The sequence below is a fragment of the Banduia mediterranea genome (assembly GCF_031846245.1).
In the GTDB taxonomy this organism is placed as follows: Bacteria; Pseudomonadota; Gammaproteobacteria; order Nevskiales; family Nevskiaceae; genus Banduia; species Banduia mediterranea.
This window is the reverse complement of record NZ_JAVRIC010000016.1, coordinates 13957-35297: the sequence shown is the minus strand read 5'-3', so window position 1 is coordinate 35297 and position 21341 is coordinate 13957. Positions and strand designations below refer to the sequence as shown.

General features: G+C 65.2%; 25 protein-coding genes. 16 read left to right on the top strand and 9 right to left on the bottom strand.

From position 1 onward, the window contains the following. Window positions 1-552 (bottom strand): chemotaxis protein CheW, encoded by a 552-nt coding sequence (locus RM530_RS11705; RefSeq protein ID WP_311365413.1) that lies wholly within the window; start codon window positions 550-552, stop codon window positions 1-3. Between the two features lie 8 nt (window positions 553-560). Beyond that, complete coding sequence (pilG, locus tag RM530_RS11700) at window positions 561-920, bottom strand: twitching motility response regulator PilG (RefSeq protein ID WP_311365465.1); 360 nt, start codon at window positions 918-920, stop codon at window positions 561-563. Window positions 921-1172: 252 nt separating this feature from the next. Here pilG and gshA point away from each other — a divergent pair, with 252 nt between their 5' ends. The 12 genes from gshA (at window position 1173) to RM530_RS11640 (ending at window position 11886) form a co-directional block, all read left to right on the top strand. Further along, on the top strand, window positions 1173-2480 hold the full coding sequence (gshA, locus tag RM530_RS11695; RefSeq protein ID WP_311365412.1) for a glutamate--cysteine ligase: 1308 nt from the start codon (window positions 1173-1175) through the stop codon (window positions 2478-2480). Between the two features lie 59 nt (window positions 2481-2539). Beyond that, complete coding sequence (gene gshB / locus RM530_RS11690; protein ID WP_311365411.1) at window positions 2540-3499, top strand: glutathione synthase; 960 nt, start codon at window positions 2540-2542, stop codon at window positions 3497-3499. Beyond that, entirely contained in the window at window positions 3490-4575 is a 1086-nt protein-coding gene (locus tag RM530_RS11685; RefSeq protein WP_311365410.1) for an FAD:protein FMN transferase, read from the top strand. The genes gshB and RM530_RS11685 overlap by 10 nt, the downstream gene beginning before the upstream one ends. Continuing rightward, a complete protein-coding gene (locus tag RM530_RS11680) occupies window positions 4572-4934 on the top strand; it encodes a NusG domain II-containing protein (RefSeq protein ID WP_311365409.1) in 363 nt (120 codons plus the stop codon). The genes RM530_RS11685 and RM530_RS11680 overlap by 4 nt, the downstream gene beginning before the upstream one ends. Window positions 4935-4948: 14 nt before the next feature. Then, the gene (locus RM530_RS11675; RefSeq protein ID WP_311365408.1) at window positions 4949-5500 is read left to right on the top strand and encodes a Gx transporter family protein; all 552 of its coding nucleotides are present in this window, start codon (window positions 4949-4951) and stop codon (window positions 5498-5500) included. A gap of 54 nt (window positions 5501-5554) precedes the next feature. Then, a complete protein-coding gene (locus tag RM530_RS11670; RefSeq protein ID WP_311365407.1) occupies window positions 5555-6115 on the top strand; it encodes a YqgE/AlgH family protein in 561 nt (186 codons plus the stop codon). Then, complete coding sequence (ruvX, locus tag RM530_RS11665; RefSeq protein WP_311365406.1) at window positions 6112-6540, top strand: Holliday junction resolvase RuvX; 429 nt, start codon at window positions 6112-6114, stop codon at window positions 6538-6540. The genes RM530_RS11670 and ruvX overlap by 4 nt, the downstream gene beginning before the upstream one ends. After that, on the top strand, window positions 6501-7067 hold the full coding sequence (gene pyrR, locus RM530_RS11660; protein ID WP_311365405.1) for a bifunctional pyr operon transcriptional regulator/uracil phosphoribosyltransferase PyrR: 567 nt from the start codon (window positions 6501-6503) through the stop codon (window positions 7065-7067). Before ruvX ends, pyrR begins: the two co-directional genes overlap by 40 nt. Then, window positions 7064-8059 (top strand): aspartate carbamoyltransferase catalytic subunit, encoded by a 996-nt coding sequence (locus RM530_RS11655; RefSeq protein ID WP_311365404.1) that lies wholly within the window; start codon window positions 7064-7066, stop codon window positions 8057-8059. The genes pyrR and RM530_RS11655 overlap by 4 nt, the downstream gene beginning before the upstream one ends. Next, window positions 8056-9339, top strand: coding sequence for a dihydroorotase (locus tag RM530_RS11650; RefSeq protein WP_311365403.1), 1284 nt, complete (start codon window positions 8056-8058; stop codon window positions 9337-9339). Before RM530_RS11655 ends, RM530_RS11650 begins: the two co-directional genes overlap by 4 nt. A 110-nt stretch (window positions 9340-9449) precedes the next feature. Then, window positions 9450-9815, top strand: coding sequence for a response regulator (locus tag RM530_RS11645; RefSeq protein ID WP_311365402.1), 366 nt, complete (start codon window positions 9450-9452; stop codon window positions 9813-9815). 67 nt (window positions 9816-9882) lie between these two features. Continuing rightward, window positions 9883-11886, top strand: a complete 2004-nt coding sequence (locus RM530_RS11640; RefSeq protein WP_311365401.1) for a methyl-accepting chemotaxis protein — start codon at window positions 9883-9885, stop codon at window positions 11884-11886. A gap of 18 nt (window positions 11887-11904) precedes the next feature. On the opposite strand, the gene RM530_RS11635 is transcribed toward RM530_RS11640, so the two are convergent. Beyond that, window positions 11905-12234 carry a hypothetical protein gene (locus tag RM530_RS11635; protein WP_311365400.1) on the bottom strand — a complete coding sequence of 110 codons (330 nt, stop codon included), beginning with the start codon at window positions 12232-12234 and terminating at the stop codon, window positions 11905-11907. A 185-nt stretch (window positions 12235-12419) separates the two neighbouring features. Here RM530_RS11635 and RM530_RS11630 point away from each other — a divergent pair, with 185 nt between their 5' ends. After that, on the top strand, window positions 12420-14072 hold the full coding sequence (locus RM530_RS11630; protein WP_311365399.1) for a phosphoenolpyruvate carboxykinase (ATP): 1653 nt from the start codon (window positions 12420-12422) through the stop codon (window positions 14070-14072). A 53-nt stretch (window positions 14073-14125) separates the two neighbouring features. Here RM530_RS11630 and dusB read toward each other — a convergent pair whose 3' ends face one another. Further along, complete coding sequence (dusB, locus tag RM530_RS11625; RefSeq protein WP_349256226.1) at window positions 14126-15109, bottom strand: tRNA dihydrouridine synthase DusB; 984 nt, start codon at window positions 15107-15109, stop codon at window positions 14126-14128. An 89-nt stretch (window positions 15110-15198) separates the two neighbouring features. On the opposite strand from dusB, the gene RM530_RS11620 reads away from it, so the two are divergent. The 3 genes from RM530_RS11620 to RM530_RS11610 all read left to right on the top strand — a co-directional run bounded on the left by RM530_RS11620 (window position 15199) and on the right by RM530_RS11610 (window position 17108). Continuing rightward, window positions 15199-15369, top strand: a complete 171-nt coding sequence (locus RM530_RS11620; protein WP_311365397.1) for a hypothetical protein — start codon at window positions 15199-15201, stop codon at window positions 15367-15369. Between the two features lie 49 nt (window positions 15370-15418). Continuing rightward, window positions 15419-16369, top strand: coding sequence for a hypothetical protein (locus RM530_RS11615; protein WP_311365396.1), 951 nt, complete (start codon window positions 15419-15421; stop codon window positions 16367-16369). 241 nt (window positions 16370-16610) lie between these two features. Beyond that, window positions 16611-17108, top strand: a complete 498-nt coding sequence (locus tag RM530_RS11610) for a GAF domain-containing protein (RefSeq protein ID WP_311365395.1) — start codon at window positions 16611-16613, stop codon at window positions 17106-17108. Between the two features lie 17 nt (window positions 17109-17125). Here the strand turns inward: RM530_RS11610 and rlmH are convergent, their stop codons facing one another. The 5 genes from rlmH to holA all read right to left on the bottom strand — a co-directional run bounded on the left by rlmH (window position 17126) and on the right by holA (window position 21222). Continuing rightward, entirely contained in the window at window positions 17126-17596 is a 471-nt protein-coding gene (rlmH, locus tag RM530_RS11605; RefSeq protein WP_311365394.1) for a 23S rRNA (pseudouridine(1915)-N(3))-methyltransferase RlmH, read from the bottom strand. An 18-nt stretch (window positions 17597-17614) separates the two neighbouring features. Next, window positions 17615-17968 (bottom strand): ribosome silencing factor, encoded by a 354-nt coding sequence (gene rsfS / locus RM530_RS11600; protein WP_311365393.1) that lies wholly within the window; start codon window positions 17966-17968, stop codon window positions 17615-17617. A gap of 128 nt (window positions 17969-18096) precedes the next feature. Next, window positions 18097-18780: a nicotinate-nucleotide adenylyltransferase gene (nadD, locus tag RM530_RS11595; RefSeq protein ID WP_311365392.1), complete on the bottom strand. Its 684-nt coding sequence runs from the start codon at window positions 18778-18780 to the stop codon at window positions 18097-18099. A 29-nt stretch (window positions 18781-18809) separates the two neighbouring features. Then, entirely contained in the window at window positions 18810-20045 is a 1236-nt protein-coding gene (locus RM530_RS11590) for a glutamate-5-semialdehyde dehydrogenase (RefSeq protein WP_311365464.1), read from the bottom strand. A gap of 142 nt (window positions 20046-20187) precedes the next feature. Beyond that, a complete protein-coding gene (gene holA, locus RM530_RS11585) occupies window positions 20188-21222 on the bottom strand; it encodes a DNA polymerase III subunit delta (protein WP_311365391.1) in 1035 nt (344 codons plus the stop codon). Window positions 21223-21341: the final 119 nt, after the last annotated feature.

Here is a 21341-nt window from a genome sequence, read left to right as displayed (position 1 = left end):
TTATTCCGCCGTTCTCACGAACTGCTCGGACGCCACCAGGCGATGCAGACTCAGCACCTGCCAGACCTTAGCATCACGCTCGAAGGCACCGAGCAGCCAGTTGGAGAAGTCGGATCCGCTCAAAATCTGCAGGCGATGCGGCGCCTGGTCCTCGACCGCGAACTGGCGGTGTCCGACGACTTCACCGACCAGGAATCCCGCCGGCAATTGATCGGAGTTGAACACCAGCACCCGCGCGCGGCGCGTGTCTTCCTCTGCCGGCAGGCCAGCGAGCACCGCAAGGTCGAACACCGGCAACAGCTTGCCGCGCACGTTGGCCAGCCCGATCAGCCAGGGCCGTGCGCCCGGCACCCGCGTCAGCGGCGGCGGTGTGACCACCTCGCGGACATCGGCGCGCGGCAGGGCGCACCACAGGGAGCCGACACGTACACCGAGCCCCTCCCATTCGGCCTCGCCCGAGGCGCCCTCCTGGCGTATGGCGCGCAAACGCCGGTCCAGTTCGGCCAACAGGCCGAACGGATCGCCACGCAGTTCCCTGAGGTCCCCCGACACGTCCGGCTTTATCCGCTGGCGCGCACATGCGCACGAACGGCCCCGAGCAGGTCGTCGCGCGTGAACGGCTTGGTGAGATATTCGTCGGAACCGACGATGCGGCCGCGCGCACGGTCGAACAGGCCATCCTTGGACGACAGCATGATCACCGGCGTGGACCGGAACTTCGGATTGCCTTTGATCAGGGCACAGGCCTGATAACCATCCAGACGCGGCATCATGATGTCGATGAACACGATGTCCGGCCGATGGGCGGCGATCATCGCCAGCGCCTCGAACCCGTCCTGAGCTGTGACAACGGTATATCCCTCCCTGGACAGCAAGGTTTCGGCCGTGCGCCGAATGGTCTGACTGTCATCAATCACCATGACTTTGGCGGACACGCATCAAACTCCCGGATTCCCCGATTGACCCGCCGACCGCGCGGTCGAGGACGGCGGCCGTTGTCGAGCCGGTGAGCGTGCGTTCCAATGCGCCGGATCACCGTCCCCTTTGTGATTTCAAGTACTCCACGCCTGCAAGCGCCTTTCGGCACTTTGTAGCACACTCCCCGAACGCTTCACATACATCGCCGCATCGGCGCCTGCGCTAACATTGGCATCCCTCCACGGATGCCGCCGATGACCAGCACCGTTCCCAATCTATGTACCGCGCCCGTCGGGCCCGTATTGAAGCTCGAAGCCAAGCTGCTGGAGCGTCAGGCCGATATCGAAACCTGGTTTCGCCGTCAGTGGCTGGAGACGCCCGCACCGTTCTACGCCTCGGTCGACCTGCGCAATGCCGGCTTCAAGCTGGCGCCGGTCGATACCAACCTGTTCCCGGCCGGCTTCAACAACCTCAATCCGGATTTCGATCCGCTGTGCATACACGCGCTGCAGTCCGCGATCGAACGCATCTGCCCGACCGCCGCCGGCATCCTGGTGGTGCCCGAGAACCACACGCGCAATCGCTTCTATCTGGAAAGTCTGGCGGCGCTGGTCGATCTGATCGCCAAGGCCGGCTTCCATGTGCGCATCGGTTCGACGATGCCGGACCTGGAGCAGGACCAGATCATCGACGATCTGGAATCGGGCCGGACGCTGCGCCTGGAACCGCTGCGCCGCAGCGGCGACGAGGTCTATGTCGGCGAAGGCGAGGATCGCTTCTCGCCGTGCGCCGTAGTGCTCAACAACGACCTCTCGGGTGGCCGCCCTGCGATCCTCGAAGCGATCCGGCAGCCGGTCACGCCCCCGGCGATTCTGGGCTGGAGCAATCGCCTCAAGTCGGACCATTTCGGCCTCTACCAGCAGGTGGCCGCCGAGTTCGCCGAACTGATCGGCATCGACTCCTGGCTGGTCGATCCGCTGTTCCGCAACTGCGGCAAGATCAACTTCATGAAGCGCGAAGGCGAGGAATGCCTGGTCAGCAACGTGGAAATGCTGCTCGAGGACATCACCGCCAAGTACAGCGTATACGGCATCGAGGAAGAGCCCTTTGTCATCGTCAAGGCCGAAGCCGGCACCTACGGCATGGGTGTGATGACGGTCAAGAGCACCGACGACGTGCTCAGCCTCAACCGCAATGCGCGCAAGAAAATGGCCTCCGCCAAGGATGGCCGCGAAGTCAGCGGCGCGATCATCCAGGAAGGCGTCTACACCTTCGAGACCTGGAACGACCCGGCCGACAGCGCCGAACCGGTGATCTACATGATCGATCACTACGTGGTCGGCGGCTTCTACCGGGTGCATGATGGTCGTGGCCGCAACGAGAACCTCAACGCACCCGGCGCGCGCTTTCAGATGCTGGCCTTTTCGGAATCCTGCACCCGGCCAGACCCCTCGCGCGACCCGGATGCCCAACCCAACAAGTTCTACGCCTATGGCGTGGTCGCACGGCTGGCGCTGCTGGCGGCCGCGCGCGAGATCGCTCGGGCCCATCAGGGCGACTGAACCCGCACGCAGCGCGCGGCGGCATCCGTCACCGCCGCGCCCGATTGGAACTTCACTCGATGAGCAAACGACTGGCTGTGATCATGGACCCGATCGGGTCGATCAAGCCGTACAAGGACACCACTCTGGCGCTGATGCTGGCCGCCCAGCGACGCGGCTGGTCGCTGCACTACCTGGAGCTGCCGGACCTGTATCTGCGCGACGGTCGCGTCGCGGCAAGCACTCGGCCGCTGACGGTTCAGGACGGCAAGGACGATTGGTACGACTACACCGGCGAAGCGGCCGACACGGCGCTCGGCGACTTCGACATGGTGCTGATGCGCAAGGATCCGCCGTTCGACCTGGAATACATCTACGCCACCTACTGGCTGGAGCGCGCGTCGACCGAGGGCGCATTTATCGTCAACCGGCCGGACTCGCTGCGCGACTGCAACGAAAAGGGATTTCTCGCCTGGTTTCCGCAGTGCACGGCGCCAACCCTGGTGACGCGCGATCCGGCCCGGATTCGTGCGTTCCATGCGGAGCAGGGCGACATCGTGATCAAGCCGCTGGATGGCATGGGCGGCGCCGGCGTGTTCCGCATCGGCAAGGACGGCCTCAACATCGGCGCCGTTGTCGAAACGCTCAGCGAGATGGGCCGGCGCTCGCTGATGGCGCAGCGCTATCTCCCCGAGATTCTCGCCGGCGACAAGCGCATCCTGATGATCGGCGGCGAGCCGGTGGACTACGCGCTGGCACGCATTCCGAGTGTCGGCGAGGTGCGCGGCAACCTCGCCGCCGGTGGACGCGGCGTGGTGCAGCCGCTGAGCGAACGCGACCGCTGGCTGGCGGCGCAGGTCGGCCCGGAACTGAAGAAGCGCGGCCTGCTGTTCGTGGGCCTGGACGTGATCGGCGACTACCTCACCGAGATCAACGTGACCAGTCCGACCTGCCTGCGCGAGATCGAGCGCGAAACCGGCGAGGATCTGGGCGGACGCGCGATCCGGGCATTCGAAGACGCCATGGCCGCATGCTGCTGAGACGGATCCTGGTCGGTGCCGCGCTGCTGGCGCTGCTGAGCTGGCTGGCGCTGCGACCGCCGCCGCAGGACGCCCGTGAGACCGAACTGGTCGAACGCAATCTGCCGGTGCTCGGCACCTGGGTCACGCTCAGCGCCTACGCCGAGGATCCGGCCCTGCAGACGCGCGTGCAACGGGCGTTCGACCAGGTGGCTCAGCAACTCGCCGACTTCGATACGCGATGGCGTGCCTTTGGCGACGGCACGCTGGGCCGGCTCAACGCCGAACTCGTCGCTGGTGACAGCATTCGCGTGCCGCAGGACATGCTGCCGCTGTTCCGGCGTGCGTTCGAGATCCACCGAATCAGCGGCGGTCTGTTCGATCCCAGAATCGGTGCGCTGGTGCGTGTCTGGGGCTTCGACGACGAGGCGCATTACCGCGAATCACCACCGCCTCAGGCCGAGATCGACACCGCGTTGGCAGCGCTGCGCGAAGCACCCGAATCGCTGCAGGCCTGCCCCGGTTCCGGCGAAGCGGAGCAGGACTGCTACGGCCCGGCGCCGGGCGTCGTGCTGGACTTCGGCGCGATCGCCAAGGGCTATGCGGTGGATCAGGTGGGGGAACGCCTGCTGGCGGCCGGCATTGAAAATTTCATGATCAATGCCGGCGGCAATGTCCGCACCCAGGGCCGGCGCGGCGACCGCGCCTGGCGCATCGCCGTGCGACATCCTAGACCCGAAATCGGTCGTCTGCTCGCGATCGTGGAACCGGACAACGAAAACCTGGTGACCAGCGGCGACTACGAGCGCTATTTCGAATACCAGGGCAGGCGCTATCACCACATTCTCGATCCGCGCGATGGTCGACCGGCTCAGGGCCTGCAGGCGGTGTCGGTGCTGTCCGCCGACGGCACACTGGCGGATGCCGCCTCGACCGCCCTGTTCGTGGCTGGCCCCGGGCACTGGCGCGATACCGCGCGCAAGCTCGGCGTCGGACAGAGCCTGATCGTGAAAGCGGACGGCGCGCTGCAAGCCACGCAGACACTCGCCGCACGGATCACCCTGCCCGCAAAGCCGCCACTCGAAGTGGTGCCGTGACCGGCGCGGACCGGGTCGTGATCGTGCTGGCCGCGCTGCTGGTGGGTGTGGCCGCCGGCGCCTACTGGCAACCCAGGACCGTGGCCGACCGTGTCGAAGTGCAGGTCGGCGACGGGGCGCCGCAGGTGTATTCGCTGGACGCGCAGCGACACATCGAGGTGCACGGCGCGCTCGGCACCTCGATACTGGAAATCGAGGACGGACGCATCCGCTTCGTCAGCAGCCCCTGCCGCAACAAGGTGTGCATCCACAGCGGCTGGCTGTCAATGTCTGGCGATGCCACGGCCTGTCTGCCGAACCGTGTGACGATCGCCCTGCTCGGCCACGGCGCGCCCGAGATCGATGCGGTGAGCCAGTGAAGTCGGCGGCCAGCATGAATGCCGTCCCGGACCAGCAGGACCGACTGATTGCCTGGTTCGCGGCACTGGCGATCGCCATTCATATTCTCGAAGCGAGCTTCCCGAGTCCGGTGCCCGGCATCAAACCCGGCCTGGCCAACGCGGTCACGCTGATCGTGCTGCTGCGCCACGGCCTGCGCGCAGCGATCTGGGTCGGCGCACTGCGCGTGCTGGTCGGCAGCCTGCTGGTCGGCAGCCTGATGACGCCCAGCTTCTGGCTGTCCGCCAGCGGCGCCACGCTGTCGATACTGGCGCTGTGCCTGGGCGCTGGCTGGAACCGTGTGATGCCGGCTGCGCGACTGTCGGCCATAGGCCTGTCGGTGCTGGCCGCACTGGCCCACATGAGCGGGCAGTTCTTCGTCGCCTATCGCCTGTTCATTCCGCACCCCGGCCTGCTGCGGCTGCTGCCTCTTCTGCTGGGCGCGGCGCTGCTGTTCGGCACCGTGACCGGCTGGATCGCCTCGCGGATACTGGCACGCCTGCCGCCGCTTGCACCGTCGGCTGCCGGCGACGAAGCTCCGCGATAGGCCGCGCGGCGTGTCCGGCTTGTTCCCCGTCGCCGCGACGCGGATACTTGGCACATGGAAGCGCCCTACTTCAGCAACCAGTTCCTCGTTGCCATGCCGGGCCTCGATGACGAGAACTTCAATCATTCCGTCACGCTGTTGTGCGAGCACAACGACGAGGGCGCGCTGGGGCTGATCGTCAATCGACCGACCGAGCTCAAGCTCAGGGACATGATCTCTCACATGGGCCTGGAAGCCGGCGCCTTGTCCGGCGTGGACACCCAAGTGTTCTGGGGTGGCCCGGTCCAGCCGGAACGCGGCTTCGTGGTGCATCGCCAGCCTGGCGCCTGGGAGTCCTCGATGCGCATCGCAGAGGATCTCTACATCACCACCTCACGCGACATTCTCAAGGCGATGACCGAGGGCAATGGACCCTCCGAGTTCATCGTCGCGCTCGGCTATGCCGGCTGGGACGCCGGACAGCTTGAGGAGGAGATTCTCGGCAACGCCTGGCTCAACACGCCGGTGGACAAGGCCATCCTGTTTCACACTCCGGCGGTCGACCGTTGGCTGGCGGCGACGCGTCTGCTCGGCGTGGACGTGACCCAGCTCAGCGACCAGGCCGGACACGCGTGAGCGGAACCGTGCTGGGCTTCGACTACGGCGACAAACGCATCGGCGTCGCCGTCGGTGAAACGTTCACACGCAGTGCCCGCCCGCTGGCCACCCTGGCTCAGGACTGGCCGCGCATCATCGGCCTGATCGAGCAATGGCGTCCGAGCGCCTGTGTCGTCGGCCTGCCGCTGACCGCCGACGGCGAGACCCAGCCCGTGACCACACGCGCCCTGCAGTTCGCCGCGACGCTGCGCAAGCGCAGCGGTCTGCCGGTTCACACCTGTGATGAACGACACAGCTCGCTTGCCGCCGAAACAACGATCAGACTACGCAAAGCCGAGGGGCGTCGGCGTGCAGGCGCCCCCAGCGAAATCGACGCGGTTGCCGCCTGCCTGATTCTCGAACAATGGTTGAACCAGACTCCGATTCCTTCAACGCCGGCCTGAACACCGCGTCCGCCACCGTCCTGATCGATACCGCCGAGCTGAGCGCTTGTCTCGATGAGATGGCGCAGGCGCTGGTGATTCACCTGACCGGGGAAAAGGCGCCGATCACCTGGGTCGGACTCGAAACCGGCGGCGTGCGGGTCGCCGAAGCCTTGTATCAACGCCTGCCCGGGTCCCTGGCGAAGTCCATCGAACGCGGTGAACTGGATGCCAATTTCTACCGTGACGATTTCGGCGAACGCGGCCTGCATGCCTCGCGGCCCTCGCGCATGCCGCTCAGTCTGGACGGTCATTGCGTGGTGCTGGTGGACGATGTGCTGCACACCGGGCGCACGGCGCGCGCGGCGATGAATGCCCTGTTCGACCTGGGGCGCCCTCGGCGCGTGCTGCTGGTCACGCTGCTGGAACGAGCCGGCCGCGAACTGCCGATCACGGCGGACCTCACCGGTCGCACGCTGGAAGCCTCCGCCGGGCACAAGCTGACACTGGCACCCGATGCACTGCGCGTGATCGAGGTGCCGGCATGAGCCTGCAAGTCGACGAACACGGCCGGCTGCGCCACCTGCTGACGATCGAGGGCCTGCCCCAGGCTCTGCTGAGCGAGATTCTGGATACCGCGGAGTCGCTGTCCTCGGTCGGTGAATCCACGATCAAGAAGGTGCCGCTGCTGCGTGGCCGCACCGTGATGAACCTGTTCTTCGAGGCCAGTACGCGTACGCGCACCACCTTCGAACTGGCGGCCAAGCGACTGTCCGCCGACGTGCTCAACATCCAGGCTTCAAGCAGCAGCACCACCAAGGGTGAAACCCTGCTCGACACCCTGGCCACGCTGCAGGCGATGCAGGTGGACATGTTCGTGGTGCGCCACGACGCCAGCGGCGCAGCGCATTTCTTCGCACAGCACGCCACGCCGGGCGTGGCGATCCTCAATGCCGGAGACGGACGCCATGCGCATCCGACACAGGCACTGCTGGACATGTTCACGATCCGTCGCCATCGCCCGGATTTCGGTCAGCTCAAGGTTGCGATCATCGGCGACATCCTGCATTCGCGTGTCGCGCGCTCGGACATCCACGCGCTGCGCATCCTCGGTGCCAGGGAAATCCGCGTAATCGGTCCGCGCACTCTGATCCCGACCGGCATCGAAGCCATGGGCGCCGCGCCGTACCACGATCTCGATGCCGGCCTGGACGATGTGGATGTGGTGATGCTGCTGCGCCTGCAGCGCGAACGCATGTCCGGCTACTTCCTGGCTTCGCCCGGAGAATTCCATCGTTTGTACGGGCTCACCCAGGCGCGTCTCGACCGCCTCAAACCCGAGGCGCTGGTGATGCACCCCGGCCCGATCAATCGTGGCGTCGAGATCGAAGGTGATGTGGCTTACGGCCCGCGCTCGCTGATCCTCCAGCAGGTCGAGCATGGCATTGCGGTGCGCATGGCGGTGATGGCGATGATTCTGGGCGCGCGAGGAAGTACCGCCGCCGGTCTGCGCGACAGCGCGCAGGGTGCTGACGCATGAACGGCTCCAGCCTGCTGATCTGCGGCGCACGCATCATCGACCCGGCCAATGGCTTCGACGGCGAAGGCTTCGTCTCGGTGCGTGAGGGACGCATCGAAAGCTGCGGACGGCTGCGTCCTGGTGGCGACTTCGATCAGACGCTGGGCGCCGAAGGCCGATGGCTGATGCCGGGCCTGATCGACCTGGCTGGGCGCCTGCGCGAACCGGGGCAGTCCGGCAAGGGCACGCTGCGTTCGGAATCGCGCGCCGCGCTGGCCGGTGGCATCACCACACTGGTGCTGCCACCGGATACCCGCCCGGCGATCGATTCCCCGGCCGTGCTCGACTGGCTGCGCTCACGGGTTGCGGAGCTCGGCGATTTCGAGCTGCTGCCCCTGGGCGCGCTGACGCGCGGTCTCGAAGGCCGGGTATTGGCCGAGATGGCGGCGCTGTCGGCGGCCGGTTGCGTCGGCGTGAGTCAGGCGACGGCGCCGCTCGACGACAGCCTGCTGATGCGCCGCGCGCTCGAATACGCCGCGACCCTGGACCTGAGCGTGCATATCGTGCCGATGTCGGGCGCGCTTGCCGGCAATGGTTGCGCGCATGAAGGCGCGGTGGCCACGCGCCTGGGCCTGCCGGCAATTCCTGTCGCGGCCGAAACCACCGCGATGGCGCAATGGCTGGCGCTGGCCGAAACCACGGGGGCACGCCTGCATTTCGGGCGTCTGTCATCGGCCCGCGCCGCGACCATGCTGATCCAGGCGCAGTCCGCAGGATTGCCGGTCACCGCCGACGTGGCGATGCACGCGCTGTGGTTGAGCGATGCCGATCTCGAAGGTTTCGACCCGCACTGTCACGTGATTCCGCCACTGCGCGAAGCGGACGATCGCGAAGCGCTGCGCCACGCGGTCGCCTCGGGTGCCATCGGCGCGATCTGCTCGGACCATCAGCCGCATGAAGGCGACGCCAAGACCAATCCGTTCCCCTTGACCGAACCCGGAATCTCGGGCCTCGACACGCTGCTGTCGCTGGGACTGGGGCTGATCGACCAGGGCGTGATCGAGCCGATCGATCTGGTGGCGCGGCTGACATCGGGGCCCGCGCGAATTCTGCGCCGCGCCAGCGGTTCGCTCACGCCCGGCGCACGCGCCGACTTCGTTCTGCTCGACCCGCAGGCCCGCTGGGACGTCGGTCCGCAGACCCTGCTCAGCCGCGGCCGCAATACGCCGTTTCTGGGACGCAGCCTGCGCGGCCGGGTGCTCGGAACCTGGTTCTCGGGACGTCGCGTTTTCGAAAGGTAGACTTCGGCAGCTCCCGATTCGCAGCACCGTTCGGTGCAGACTATCGTTGCCGTTTAGCGTGTATAGTTTCGACCAACTTGCGTCGCCAAGTGATTGGGGAGATTGGGGATATGGCACGGATACTTGTCGTCGACGATTCGCCTACAGATGTCGCTTACCTGAAGACTGTGTTGTCCAAGGCCGGACACGAAGTGATCGAGGCCAGCGGCGGCCAGGATGCGATCACGCAGGTCCGTGAGCGGCATCCGGATTGCATCGTGATGGATGTGGTGATGCCGGGCGTCAACGGCTTCCAGGCCACACGTACGCTGTCCAAGAGCCCGGACACCGCGCACATTCCGATCATCGTGGTCAGCAGCAAAAGTCAGGAAACGGACCGGCTTTGGGCGATGCGCCAGGGCGCCAGGGACTACATCGTCAAACCCTTGCGCGATTCCGAGCTGCTGTCCAAGGTCGGCGACGTGCTGGGTCACTGAGGCTCACACCGTATCGCAGCGCAATCACGGCGAGACACACCGCCCGGATAAAAATCTAGAGATCATCATGGCGAAGCAAGCCCGCGGACTGGTGTCCGCCGTTTCGGGACGCGAGACCCTGGTTCTAGTCCTGGCCCTGGTCGCGCTCGCGACCGCCGTGGCTGGTCTGTTCGTTTATCAGCAGCGGGTCGCGCGCATCGACGGCTGGCGCGGACTGGCGGCCGGCATCGAACGCTTTTCGGACTCGCTGACGCAGGTTTCCCGCGAGACCACTCAAGGCTTTGAGCCGAATGGCCGCGTGCTGACGGCGCTTGGCAATGATTTCGAGTATTTCAGTCAGACGCTGCGCGAGGGCGACGCCTCGATCGGGATCGCACCGATCTCCGATGAATTCCAAGCGGATGTGGACCGCCTCGTCGCCAGCTGGAGCGAAATCAGCCCCACGATCTCGACCCTGGCAAGCACCCTTGGCACCTATCGCATCACCGCTGACGCCGCCAATTCGTTGATCTCCACGCTCGATCAGCTCAAGCCGAGTTACGAGCAGCTGGTCGGCGAACTGCGCCAACGCAGCGCCAACAGCAGCGTGGTCGCGACGATCCAGCTGGTGCGTCTGGAGCGCATGGCCGTGGCCGCGCGCGGCATCACCGACATCGCGGTCGATACCACGCCGCTGGTGCAGACGCTGCAAAGCCTTTCCGACGAGTTCCTGCGCAGCCATCGTGCGCTGGCCGAGGCCGGGCTCAGCGGCGATGCCGCCGCCCAGGCCAGCGCCGCGGCAACACAGTTCGACACACTGATCTCGCAGGTCGATCTGATCGTCGACAACGCGCCGGCACTGTCGGCCTTCAATGCCGCCGCCGCCAGCTTCCTTGGGCAGGTGGAACCCATGGTACGCGCCGCCAACGTCGTGCAGCAGGGCGTGCTCCAGGAAGTCGAGCGCAACAGCGGGCCGCCCACTCTGTCGTACGCAGCCGGTGCCGCGGCGCTGGCGCTGCTGGCGCTTTTTGTCTATCTGTTCCTCGAGGCAGTGCGCCGACGCTCATCTCGCGCCGACGTCCGCGACGCCAGGCAGCAGCAGGCGATTCTCGAACTGCTCGACGAAATCACCAACCTCGCCGACGGCGACCTCACGGTCGACGTGACGGTGACCGAGGACTTCACCGGCGCCATCGCCGACTCGATCAACTACACCGTGGTCAACATGCGATCGCTGGTCGGCACGATCACCAATACCTCGGTGGAGATCGCGGCCGCCGCCAGCAGCACCCAGGAAACCGCGCGGCGCATGAACGCCGCCTCCGAGCGCCAGACCCGGGAGATCGCCAGTGCCAGCAGCGTCGTCGCGCGAATGAGCGACTCGCTGTCGCAGGTGGCCGGCCGCGCCGAACAGGTCTCGGCGCAGGCGCAGACTTCGGTCGAGGTCGCGCACAACGGGGCCACCACGGTCGGCCGCACGATCCAGGGCATGGCCGCGCTGCGCGAACAGATTCAGGACACCTCCAAGCGCATCAAACGCCTCGGCGAGTCCTCGCAGGAAATCGGCAACATTACCGAGCTGATCAACGACATCGCCGAACAGACCAACACGCTGGCACTGAACGCCTCGATTCAGGCGGCGATGGCCGGTGAGGCCGGGCGCGGCTTCGCCGTGGTCGCCGACGAGGTCCAGCGGCTCGCCGAACGTGCCGCCAGTGCAACGCGTCAGATCGAAACCCTGGTCAAGACGATTCAGGCCGATACCAATGAGGCCATCATCTCGATGGAGCGCTCCACCGGCAACGTGGTCGGCAGCGCCCGCGCCGCCGAGGAGGCCGGTCAGGCGCTGACCCAGATGGAATCGACCTCGCAGGAACTGTCGCGTCTGATGAGCGAAATCGCGCGGGCGGCGCGCGCACAGTCGGCCGAAGCTCAGGTGGTTTCAGGAACCATGCAGGTGGTCCGCGAGATCGCGACGGAAACCTCCGGCTCCGCCGCGAGGACCGCCGAAGCGGTCGGTGAACTCAATGTGCTGTCGGAAAAGCTGCGTCAGTCGGTCAGCGGCTTCAAATTGCCCAAGGAGATCGAATAGCCGCTGCCGTCGGAGGCGCTACGGTCCGTCCGCGCGCGGGTCACGCTCCGGCGGCCGGTCGATACGGTCGGTACGCGGGTCCGAAGGCCCCGGCAGCACCACATAAGGCGCACTGTCCACGGCACTGGTATCGGAGGGCGGGCGCGGTTCCCACGGTGGTTCGGCCGGGAAACGGCCACCGAAGAACCCCTTGGATGGGTCGCCGAAATTGCCGTCGGCGGGATCGCCGAATTGGCCGCGTGTACGATCGCCGTATTGCTCCGTGGAGCCCGGCGCAATCTGCGCGGTGGCCGCGCTGGAGAGCGCGGCACTGGCGACGAAAACCCAAAGCTGATGGCGTCTGTTCACGGCCTGATTCTCGCCCAACGGGCCTTCCGCGTACAGCGCAGCGTCATTCAGCCCTAGCCACAATCGGCGAGAATTGCCGGCGGACGGACTTGCTGTGCCATTTCGCCACGAACTATCCTAGCCGACTATTTGCCGCCGATTTTTTGCGCGGCCCCCGCTTCTTTTTGATTCCCGAGGACCTCCGCATGAGCTTAAAGGCCGATCTCGAAACGCTGTTCGGGCTGACGACCGTCCACTATAAGGACAATCTGAGCAAGGAGGAACTCTTTGCCGAAGCCATCGCCAACGACCGCGGTCGCGTGCGCTCCGATGGCCCTTCCGATGAGCAGAAGGCCTATGCCACAAGCCTTGGCGACAAAGGCCCGCTGGTCTACTACACCGACCCGGACTGCACCGGCCGCCGCACCAAGGACACCTACGCCGTGCAATGGCCCGGCCTCGCCGACGAGGTCTGGTTCAAGCCCGACCTCAATACCTACGATCCGGACAAATACGAAGGGCTGCTGAAGCGCGTCGTCGAGCACGTCAACGCCAAGCAGTCCACGCTGTATGTCAAAGACGTGTTCATGGGCTCCGACCCGGACTTCGCCGTGCCGTACCGCTTCGTCGGCGAGTACGCCACCCATGCGATGTTCGCGCACAACATGTTCCCGAAAAACCTCGACGGCGTGAAGGACGTCGAGGCGCGGCGCTGGACCATGCTCAACGTGCCGAGTTTCTTCTGCGAACCAGAACGCGACGGCAGCCGTTCCGAAGCCGCCGTGATCATCGACATCAAGAACCGTATCTGTCTGGTCGCCGGGCGCGCCGACTACTGTGGCGTGGTCAAGAAGACCATTTTCACGGTTGGCAATTTCCTGATGCCGAACGAAGGCCGTCTGTCGATGCACTGCTCCGCCAACGTCGGCGCCAAGGACGATGCAGCGATTCTGTTCGGCTTGTCCGGCACCGGCAAGACCACGCTGTCGGCCGATCCCGAGCGTCGTCTGATCGGCGACGATGAAACAATCTGGTCCGACAACGGCCTGTGCAACCTCGAAGACGGCTGCTATGCCAAGCTGATCGACCTCGACAAGGAAGCCGAACCCGTGATCGCGGCGGCGCTGTCCAAGCCCGGCACCATCATTGAAAACGTGCCGCCGCTGCCCGGCAGGACGATGGCCGAATGCCATCCCGACGAGCTGGACCTGACCGACAATTCCATCGCCGAAAACACGCGCTTCTCGTACCCGCTGGAGGCCAATCCGAATGTGATGCCGAACGGCCAGGGGCCGCACCCGCAGACCATCGTGCTGCTGACGGCGGATGCCTTCGGCGTGCTGCCGCCGATCTCGATCCTGGAGCCCAAGGACGTGATGTACCACTTCGTCTCGGGCTTCACCTCACGCGTGGCCGGCACCGAAGTCGGCGTCACCGAACCGCAGCCAACGTTCTCGGCCTGCTTCGGCGGCCCGTTCATGTCGCACAAGCCGAACGTGTACGCCAAGCTGCTGGCCACCAAAATGCAGAAGCATCAGGCGCGCTGCATTCTGCTCAACACCGGCTGGACCGGCGGCCCCTACGGTATCGGCAAGCGCATTTCGATCAAGCTGACGCGCGCGCTGCTCAATGCCGCGCTGAACGGGCAGCTCGACGCGGTGGACTGCGAGGTGCATCCGATCCTCAACCTGAAGATGCCCAAGACCTGCCCGGACGTACCGAGCGAGATGCTCAATCCGCGCAACACCTGGGGCGACCGAGATGCCTATGATCAGGCGGCGATGAAGTTGCGCGACATGTTCCGCGCCAACTTCGAGAAGAAGGGCTTCTCCGAGTTCGGCATCGAAGCGCGCATCTGAGCGCGGCCGGCGACGGTATGACGAAAAGGCGGCCTGCGGGCCGCCTTTTCGTTTCAGCCGGCCAGCGCCAAGGGCTCGGGCGCCGCAAATTCCGCTTCGATCGCATCGAGCTGCGCCGATGCAGACTCCAGGCGCGACACCCGCTTCCAGAAACACTCACGTCCGGAATGATCCTGGCAATACCAGCGGATGTGCTTGCGCGCCACGCGTACGCCGCGGCCTTCGCCGTAGAACTCGTGCAACTGCGACACGTGACGCAGCAACACCGCACGAACCTGATCGGCCGAGGGCGACGGGAGACCTCGCCCGCTACGCAGAAACTCTGCGATCTCGCCGAAGATCCACGGCCGCCCCTGCGCCGCACGGCCGATCATCAGACCGTCCGCGCCGGTGGCGCGCAGCACCGCAAGCGCCTTGTCCGGCGAATCGACATCGCCATTGGCCAGCACCGGAATCGATACCGCCCGCTTCACGGCGGCGATCGTGGCGTACTCCGCCTCACCGCGATAAAGGTCTTCCCGGGTACGCCCGTGCACCGACAGCGCGGCGATACCGGCATCTTCGGCCAATCGCGCCACAGCCACGGCATTACGATGCGCACGCGCCCAACCGGTGCGAATCTTGAGCGTCACCGGAACCTCGACGGCCGAGACCACGGCGCGACATATTTCGGCGACCAGGGATTCGTCGCGCATCAAGGCCGAGCCCGCATCGCGCGAGCACACCTTCTTCGCCGGACAACCCATGTTGATATCGACGATCTGCGCGCCGTGTTCCACGCAATGACGCGCCGCATGCGCCAGCATCGCCGCATCGTAGCCGGCGATCTGCACGCTGACCGGCACAGACTCGCCGCGATGGTCCAGGCGCAGGCGCGATTTGTCGGTATGCCACAAGCTTGGATCGGCGATCGTCATTTCGGACACGGCCATGCCCGCACCCATCTCGCGGCACAGGATACGGAACGGTCGGTCGGTGACCCCGGCCATCGGCGCCAGCACCAGGGCCGGATCGATAACATACGGCCCGATTTTCAGAGGCTTGAGCATGGGACGCGCATTTTGCGGACTGTGTGGCAAGGACGCCAGCCTCGTCGTAAGCTAGGTCCATGCAAGTCGCAGACGCCATGAGCCTGGCCGCGGAACACAGTTGTGATCTGCACTGGGACGGGGCGCTTGGACTTTGGGTGGTCCAGGCCATCAGCTACGATGCGGACGCCTGCTCGCTGAGCGCCGAAACCCTGCTGCGCATCGATGCCCAGGAATTCCTTGCTCAATTCATTCCGGACAGGCCTTAGCCAGCTGTTGGCGTAAACTCGCGCTCCGATTCCCAGCCTGAGCCGCATGGTGGACGATACTCCGAGCCCAGCCGAATTTTCCGGCCAGTTGATTTCACAGCTTCTGGCCGATCTCGACGGCGTACTCAGCGACGGCGAGATGCCGAGCGCAGACGCACGCGGCCTGATTGTCAAAGCGGCTCGCGACGGCGGCCTGCGCGGTGCGATCCTGGTGCTGTTGACACGGGCGGCCTGCAATGCCTATCGACGTCTGCTCGACGAGCCGAGTCCGATCGAGGCGATCGACGTATTGATCACGGTCTATCCCGAGTTGATCGAGACCACGGCGGCACTGTTTCGCCACGCCGACCGGCTGTCAACCTACGTGGCCGAGGCCGAACACGATGGCGAGCGCCCCGAAATCCGCCTGGCCGATTCGATCCACGAACTCTACGCCGGGCTCGGCAACGGGGACGAGACCGCCAGCGCGCGTGGCCTGGTGACGCTGCGCGCCCTGATCAATCACATCGATGCCGCCGCCCAGCTGCTGAGCACCACCGACGCCGCCTCCCGGCCACCGGCTTGTGTGATCCGTCCGGACAAATTTCATGATCATTTCCTGCGCATGGTCGAGGACGTCTCCAAGCGTCAGGCGGATGACATGCCGGTTGCCGCGCTGAGCCGCGACGGCCGCCTGACCGCGATCATCACGGACGATCGTCATCCGATCGACGCCGCAGCCACCTCGATCCGCCACGAGCTGAGCGGCGACGATCGCCAGCGCGACGACGCCGTGACTCGTATGTTGGCGCTGGTCGATGCAATCGATCGGCTGCGGCGCGAAAATGCCCATGCGCTTGGGGATTTCGCCGACGACGCAATGCGCTATGCCGGCCTCATTACCGCGGCCGCGACCACACCGCTGGCATCCGGAACTGCCGGTTTCCATCTGCCCGCACTGGCTCAGGTGGCCCGCTATAACCACAGCCTGCTGCTACCACGTGGCCATGCGCCGCATTGAATCCGGACGCAAGCGCCACGAAAATACCTTCAAGTGATTTGATGTTCGATCTCAAATCTTTCCGCTATTTTTCGCTTTCATGACAGCTCATACTTCTGTTCGCCGGATCCTCTCCCCTGCGGATTCAGGCACGCCGCTCTTCCCCTCCCCCCCCTGAGCGGCATGTAAAAGGCGGTCGCCCCCCAGCGATCGCCTTTTCTTTTGGGTCCGATTGCCCCAATCGATAACAGCCGGAGCGCCCATGTTTGAAACATCGAAGCCCGCCCGTGGCGCGGACAAGGCCGAGAGCTATGAGCTGCTTGCGCAACAGGCGCAGGCCCTGTTCGACGGTGAGCAAAACCTGATCGCCAATGCCGCCAATCTGTCGGCATTGCTGTTCAACGGCATGACGGATCTCAACTGGGCGGGATTCTATTTCTTTGATGGCCGCGAGCTCGTGCTCGGACCCTTCCAGGGCAAACCGGCCTGCATTCGCATACAGCTCGGGCGTGGAGTCTGTGGTACGGCGGCGAGCCATTGTCAGACTCAGGTGGTGGCAGACGTGCACGCCTTTCCGGGACACATCGCCTGCGATGCGGCCTCGAATTCCGAAATCGTGATTCCCTTGCTGGATGGCGAGCGACTGCTCGGTGTGCTGGATTTGGACAGTCCATTGGCCCATCGCTTCGACGAAGCCGACCGCCTGGGCCTGGAACGCATTGCCGCAATCTGGATCGCCGCCTGCGCCAAGCCCGCCTGATTGCGCCCGGTTCGGGCTCAGGCGCGATGGTAGGGATGATTCGCGAGCAGGCTCCAGGCGCGATAAAGCTGCTCGGCGAGCAGCACCCGGACCAAGGCATGCGGCAGGGTCAGCGGCGATAGCGACCAACGCGATTCGGCGCGCTGCAGGCAGCCGTCGGCAAGTCCGTCCGGCCCACCGACCAGCAGATCGACGTCGAGGCCGTCCTGCTGCCAGCGCGCGAGGCGCTGCGCCAGTTCTTCGCTGCTCCAGGCCTGTCCGCGCTCATCGAGCGCGATCACGCGATCACGCTCGGAAACGGCCTTGAGCATGCGCTCGCCTTCCTGCTGCTTGAGCCGTGCGATATCGGAGTTCTTGCGGCGCGTGGCGACCGCAATCTGCGTCAGCTCCAGACGCAGTTCGCGCGGCAGGCGGCTGGCGTAGTCGGCATAGGCCGTCTCGACCCAGGCCGGCATACGGGTGCCGACCGCGATCAGACGGATTTTCATTCGATGAACGGCAGCGACTCAGCCCGGGCGGGCGGACTCGCGCGGTGCGTCCTGAAGGTCCCAGAGCTTTTCAAGCTGATAGTGCGCGCGCGTTTGCGCCTGCATCACGTGAACCACGATATCACCAAGATCCACCAGCACCCATTCGGCAGTCTCCGCACCTTCCACACCGGCCGGCCTGCGGCCCAACTGCTTGACCCGGTCGATCACGCTGTCAGCCAGAGACTTGACATGTCGCGAGGAGGTGCCTGTACAAAACACCATCGAGTCGGTAATGGTCGTCAGCTCATGGACGTCCAGCAATCGGATGTCCTGGCCCTTGACGTCTTCCAGCGCGGAAACGACTTCGGCGGCGAGTTCGGCTTGGTTCATGCGGTCGCGGGACTCCTTGGGCAGCGGCTCGGGGCCAGTAAATCCGGAACGGACGGGAATGCGCCACTACGATTGCAAGCCTGCGCGCAACGAAAAAAAATGTCCAACCGGCGACTCATGGGCGGCACTCAATCATAGGCCGGGTCTTCATCCCGGCTCAGCGCATCGATATCGGCCACGCTGAGGGAGTCCGCCACGGCGTCCGGCACCAGTCCGCGAATCGAACGGCCCGCGGCCAGCAAGCGTCGGATGCGTGTCGAGGAAATCGCCAATGGCGGAATGCTACAGGCCATCCAGCATCCATGTGCAGCCTGCGCCAGCGCTTTCGCGTCACTGACCCTGCGTCCGCGCAGCAGGGCGACGAGATCCGGCGACGGTGACGGCGGCTCGTAGGGGCGCTCCACAAAAATCAGATGCGCCAGATCCAGCATCTCGCGCCAGCGATGCCAGGTATGGAACTGGTTGGCGGCATCGTCGCCGAGCAGCAGACACAAGGGACGGTCCGCGCCCAGCTCCCTGCGCAGGGCCGCAACGCTGTCATAGGAATACGATGGCCCTCCGCGAGCGGTTTCGCGGGTATCGATCTCCAGACCCGGCTCGCTGCAAACCGCAAGCCGCGTCCATTCGACACGGCGCGCCGTCGGCACCGACGGCGCAGCCCGATGCGGCGGCGATCCGGCCGGCAGCACGAGGACACGTTCAAGTCCCAGCTGTTCGCGAAGTTCGATCGCCAGCCGCAGGTGACCGTTGTGGATCGGCGCAAAGGTACCGCCGAAAATGCCAATCGGCGCTTTCAGTTCAGGCCCCGGCACGCGTCGGCAACGGCCGGATTCGAAGCCGTTCAGCGAACATGACCGTCGCCGAACACAATCCATTTGACCGAGGTCAGGCCGTCGAGCCCCACCGGACCGCGCGCGTGAAACTTGTCGGTGCTGATTCCGATTTCGGCGCCCAGGCCGTACTCGTAACCATCGGCGAAACGCGTGGACGCATTGACCATCACCGAACTCGAATCGACCTCGCGCACGAAACGGCGCGCATGCGACAGATTCTCGGTGACGATCGCATCGGTATGCTTGGAGCTGTGCCGGTCGATATGCTCAATCGCCTCGTCCAGGCCTTCGACCACCCGAATCGACAGTATCGGTCCCAGATATTCGGTATCCCAGTCCTGGGCGGTGGCCGGCCGCGCCGAGCCGATGATCCGCCGGGTCTGCTCACAACCGCGCAGTTCGATCCCGTGCTCGATATAGATCCTCTCCAGCTCCGGCAGGATGGCCGCAGCCAGTGTCCGATCGACAAGCAAAGTTTCCATGGTGTTGCAGGTGCCCAGACGTTGGGTCTTGGCATTGACCGCGACCGCGAGCGCCTTTTCCACATCCGCCGACGCGTCGATATAGACGTGGCAGATGCCGTCCAGATGCTTGATCACGGGCACACGGGCATTGTCCGACACGAATGCGACCAGACCCTTGCCGCCTCGCGGAATCACCACGTCGACGTACTGCGGCATGCTCAGCAGATCGCCGACGACCTCGCGGTCGGTGATGTCGATCACCTGCACCGCGTCCGTCGGCAGACCGACGCTGCGCAGGGCGCGATCGATGCAGCGGGCGATCGCCTGATTGGAATTCAAGGCCTCGGAACCGCCACGCAAAATGCACGCATTTCCGGACTTCAGGCATAGCGCCGCGGCGTCGGCCGTCACATTGGGTCGCGATTCATAGATGATGCCAACCACACCCAGCGGCACACGCATGCGACCAACCTGGATGCCGCTCGGCCGGGTCTTCATGTCGAAGACCTCGCCCACCGGGTCCGGCAATTCGGCAATCTCGCGCACGCCACTGACCATGGCCTCGATGCGCTGCGGCGTCAGCTCCAGGCGATCCATCAAGGCGGCATCAAGGCCGCGCTCCCGGCCACTCGACAGGTCCCGCGCATTGGCGGCCAGCAGCGACTTGGCGTCCTCGATGAGGATGTCGCTGAGGGCGAACAGCGCGGCATTCTTCTGGCCAGTCTCGGCCACGGCCAGCCGCCGCGCGGCCAGGCGCGCCAACTGACCACGCTCCATCATCATCTGTGAAGGGCCGCTCTTGCGGCGTGCATCGGATTTCAAGGTATGCAAACTCTGTCGTAGGAAGCCATGAGCGGAGCCGGTCGTGGCACCGCGGTCAAGTGTATTGAAATCCGCCGGAGTCGGGCAGTCGTGAGCCGAATCAGGAGCGGCGGGGCAGCAATCGCGCCGGAGCTGCGCCGCTGGCGAGCAGGGCCCAGCTCAGCAATTCGTCCCAGGCCGCCTCTGCTGCGCCGGTCTTCGAGCCAAGATCGATACGCGACAGCTGCGCAAACCAGCCACGCACGGCGCCCAGGCGCACGCGCGTCAATGCAGCGCTCATCGGCCCTTGGCGATTACGCCAGATTTTTGCGCTGTTGCAGGCACTCTGAACATTCCCGCTGTCAGCGTAGTATTCGGCCGCCAGCGCCCAGCTGCGCAGGTTGTATGCAAAGGCACCGATGATCTCCGGCAGCGCCACGCCTTCGTCTCGCAGTCGTGACAGGCCGCGCACCGACCCTTCCGCATCGCCGACGAGGATCTTGTCGAAGACATCGAAGGCGTCGAAACGTGCGCTGTCGGCCACCGCCAGGCCCAAGGCTTCGACGCTGACGCGGCGGTCGGGGCACAGCAACTTGAGCTTCTCGATATCCTGCGCGCAGGCCAGAAGATTGCCTTCGGTGCGCTCCGCGAGCAGACGCTGCGTCTGCGCATCGGCACTCAGACCGGCCTGACGCAGGCGCTGCTCGATCCAGGCACCGAACTGCTCAGTCCGCACGCCCCAGCAATACACGGCGGCGCCAGCGCTTTCGAGCGCCGTGTACCAGGTGGACTTGCGTTGACGCGCGTCGAGCGGGCCGGCACTCAGCAACAGCAATACATCCGGTGGGGGTGATTCGGCGATGCGCCGCAACAGCTTGCCGCCTTCGTCGCCAGGCGAACCGCCGGGCAGGCGCAACTCAACGATCCGCTTGCTCGAGAACAGCGAGCCGGAAGACACCGCTTCCAACAGCTGCGACCAGTCAAAACCGCGGTCCACGTCGTGGACTTCGCGCTCATCGTAACCGAGCGCCCGGGCGGTCGTACGGATTGCGTCCAAGGACTCCTGAATCAGCAGTGGCTCCTCGCCCGCCACCACGTAGAGCGCCTGCAATCCGCGTTGTAGTTGGGAGACCAGTTGCTGGGGTGCGATCTGCATGTGCGCTACTTTAGCGCAAGCCGACGGAGACGCCGAGTCATCACGACTGACCGGCTCCATCCGGCAGTTTCGGGTATCCGAAACGAAATAGCCCCCGCAACGCGGGGGCTTTCAGGCTT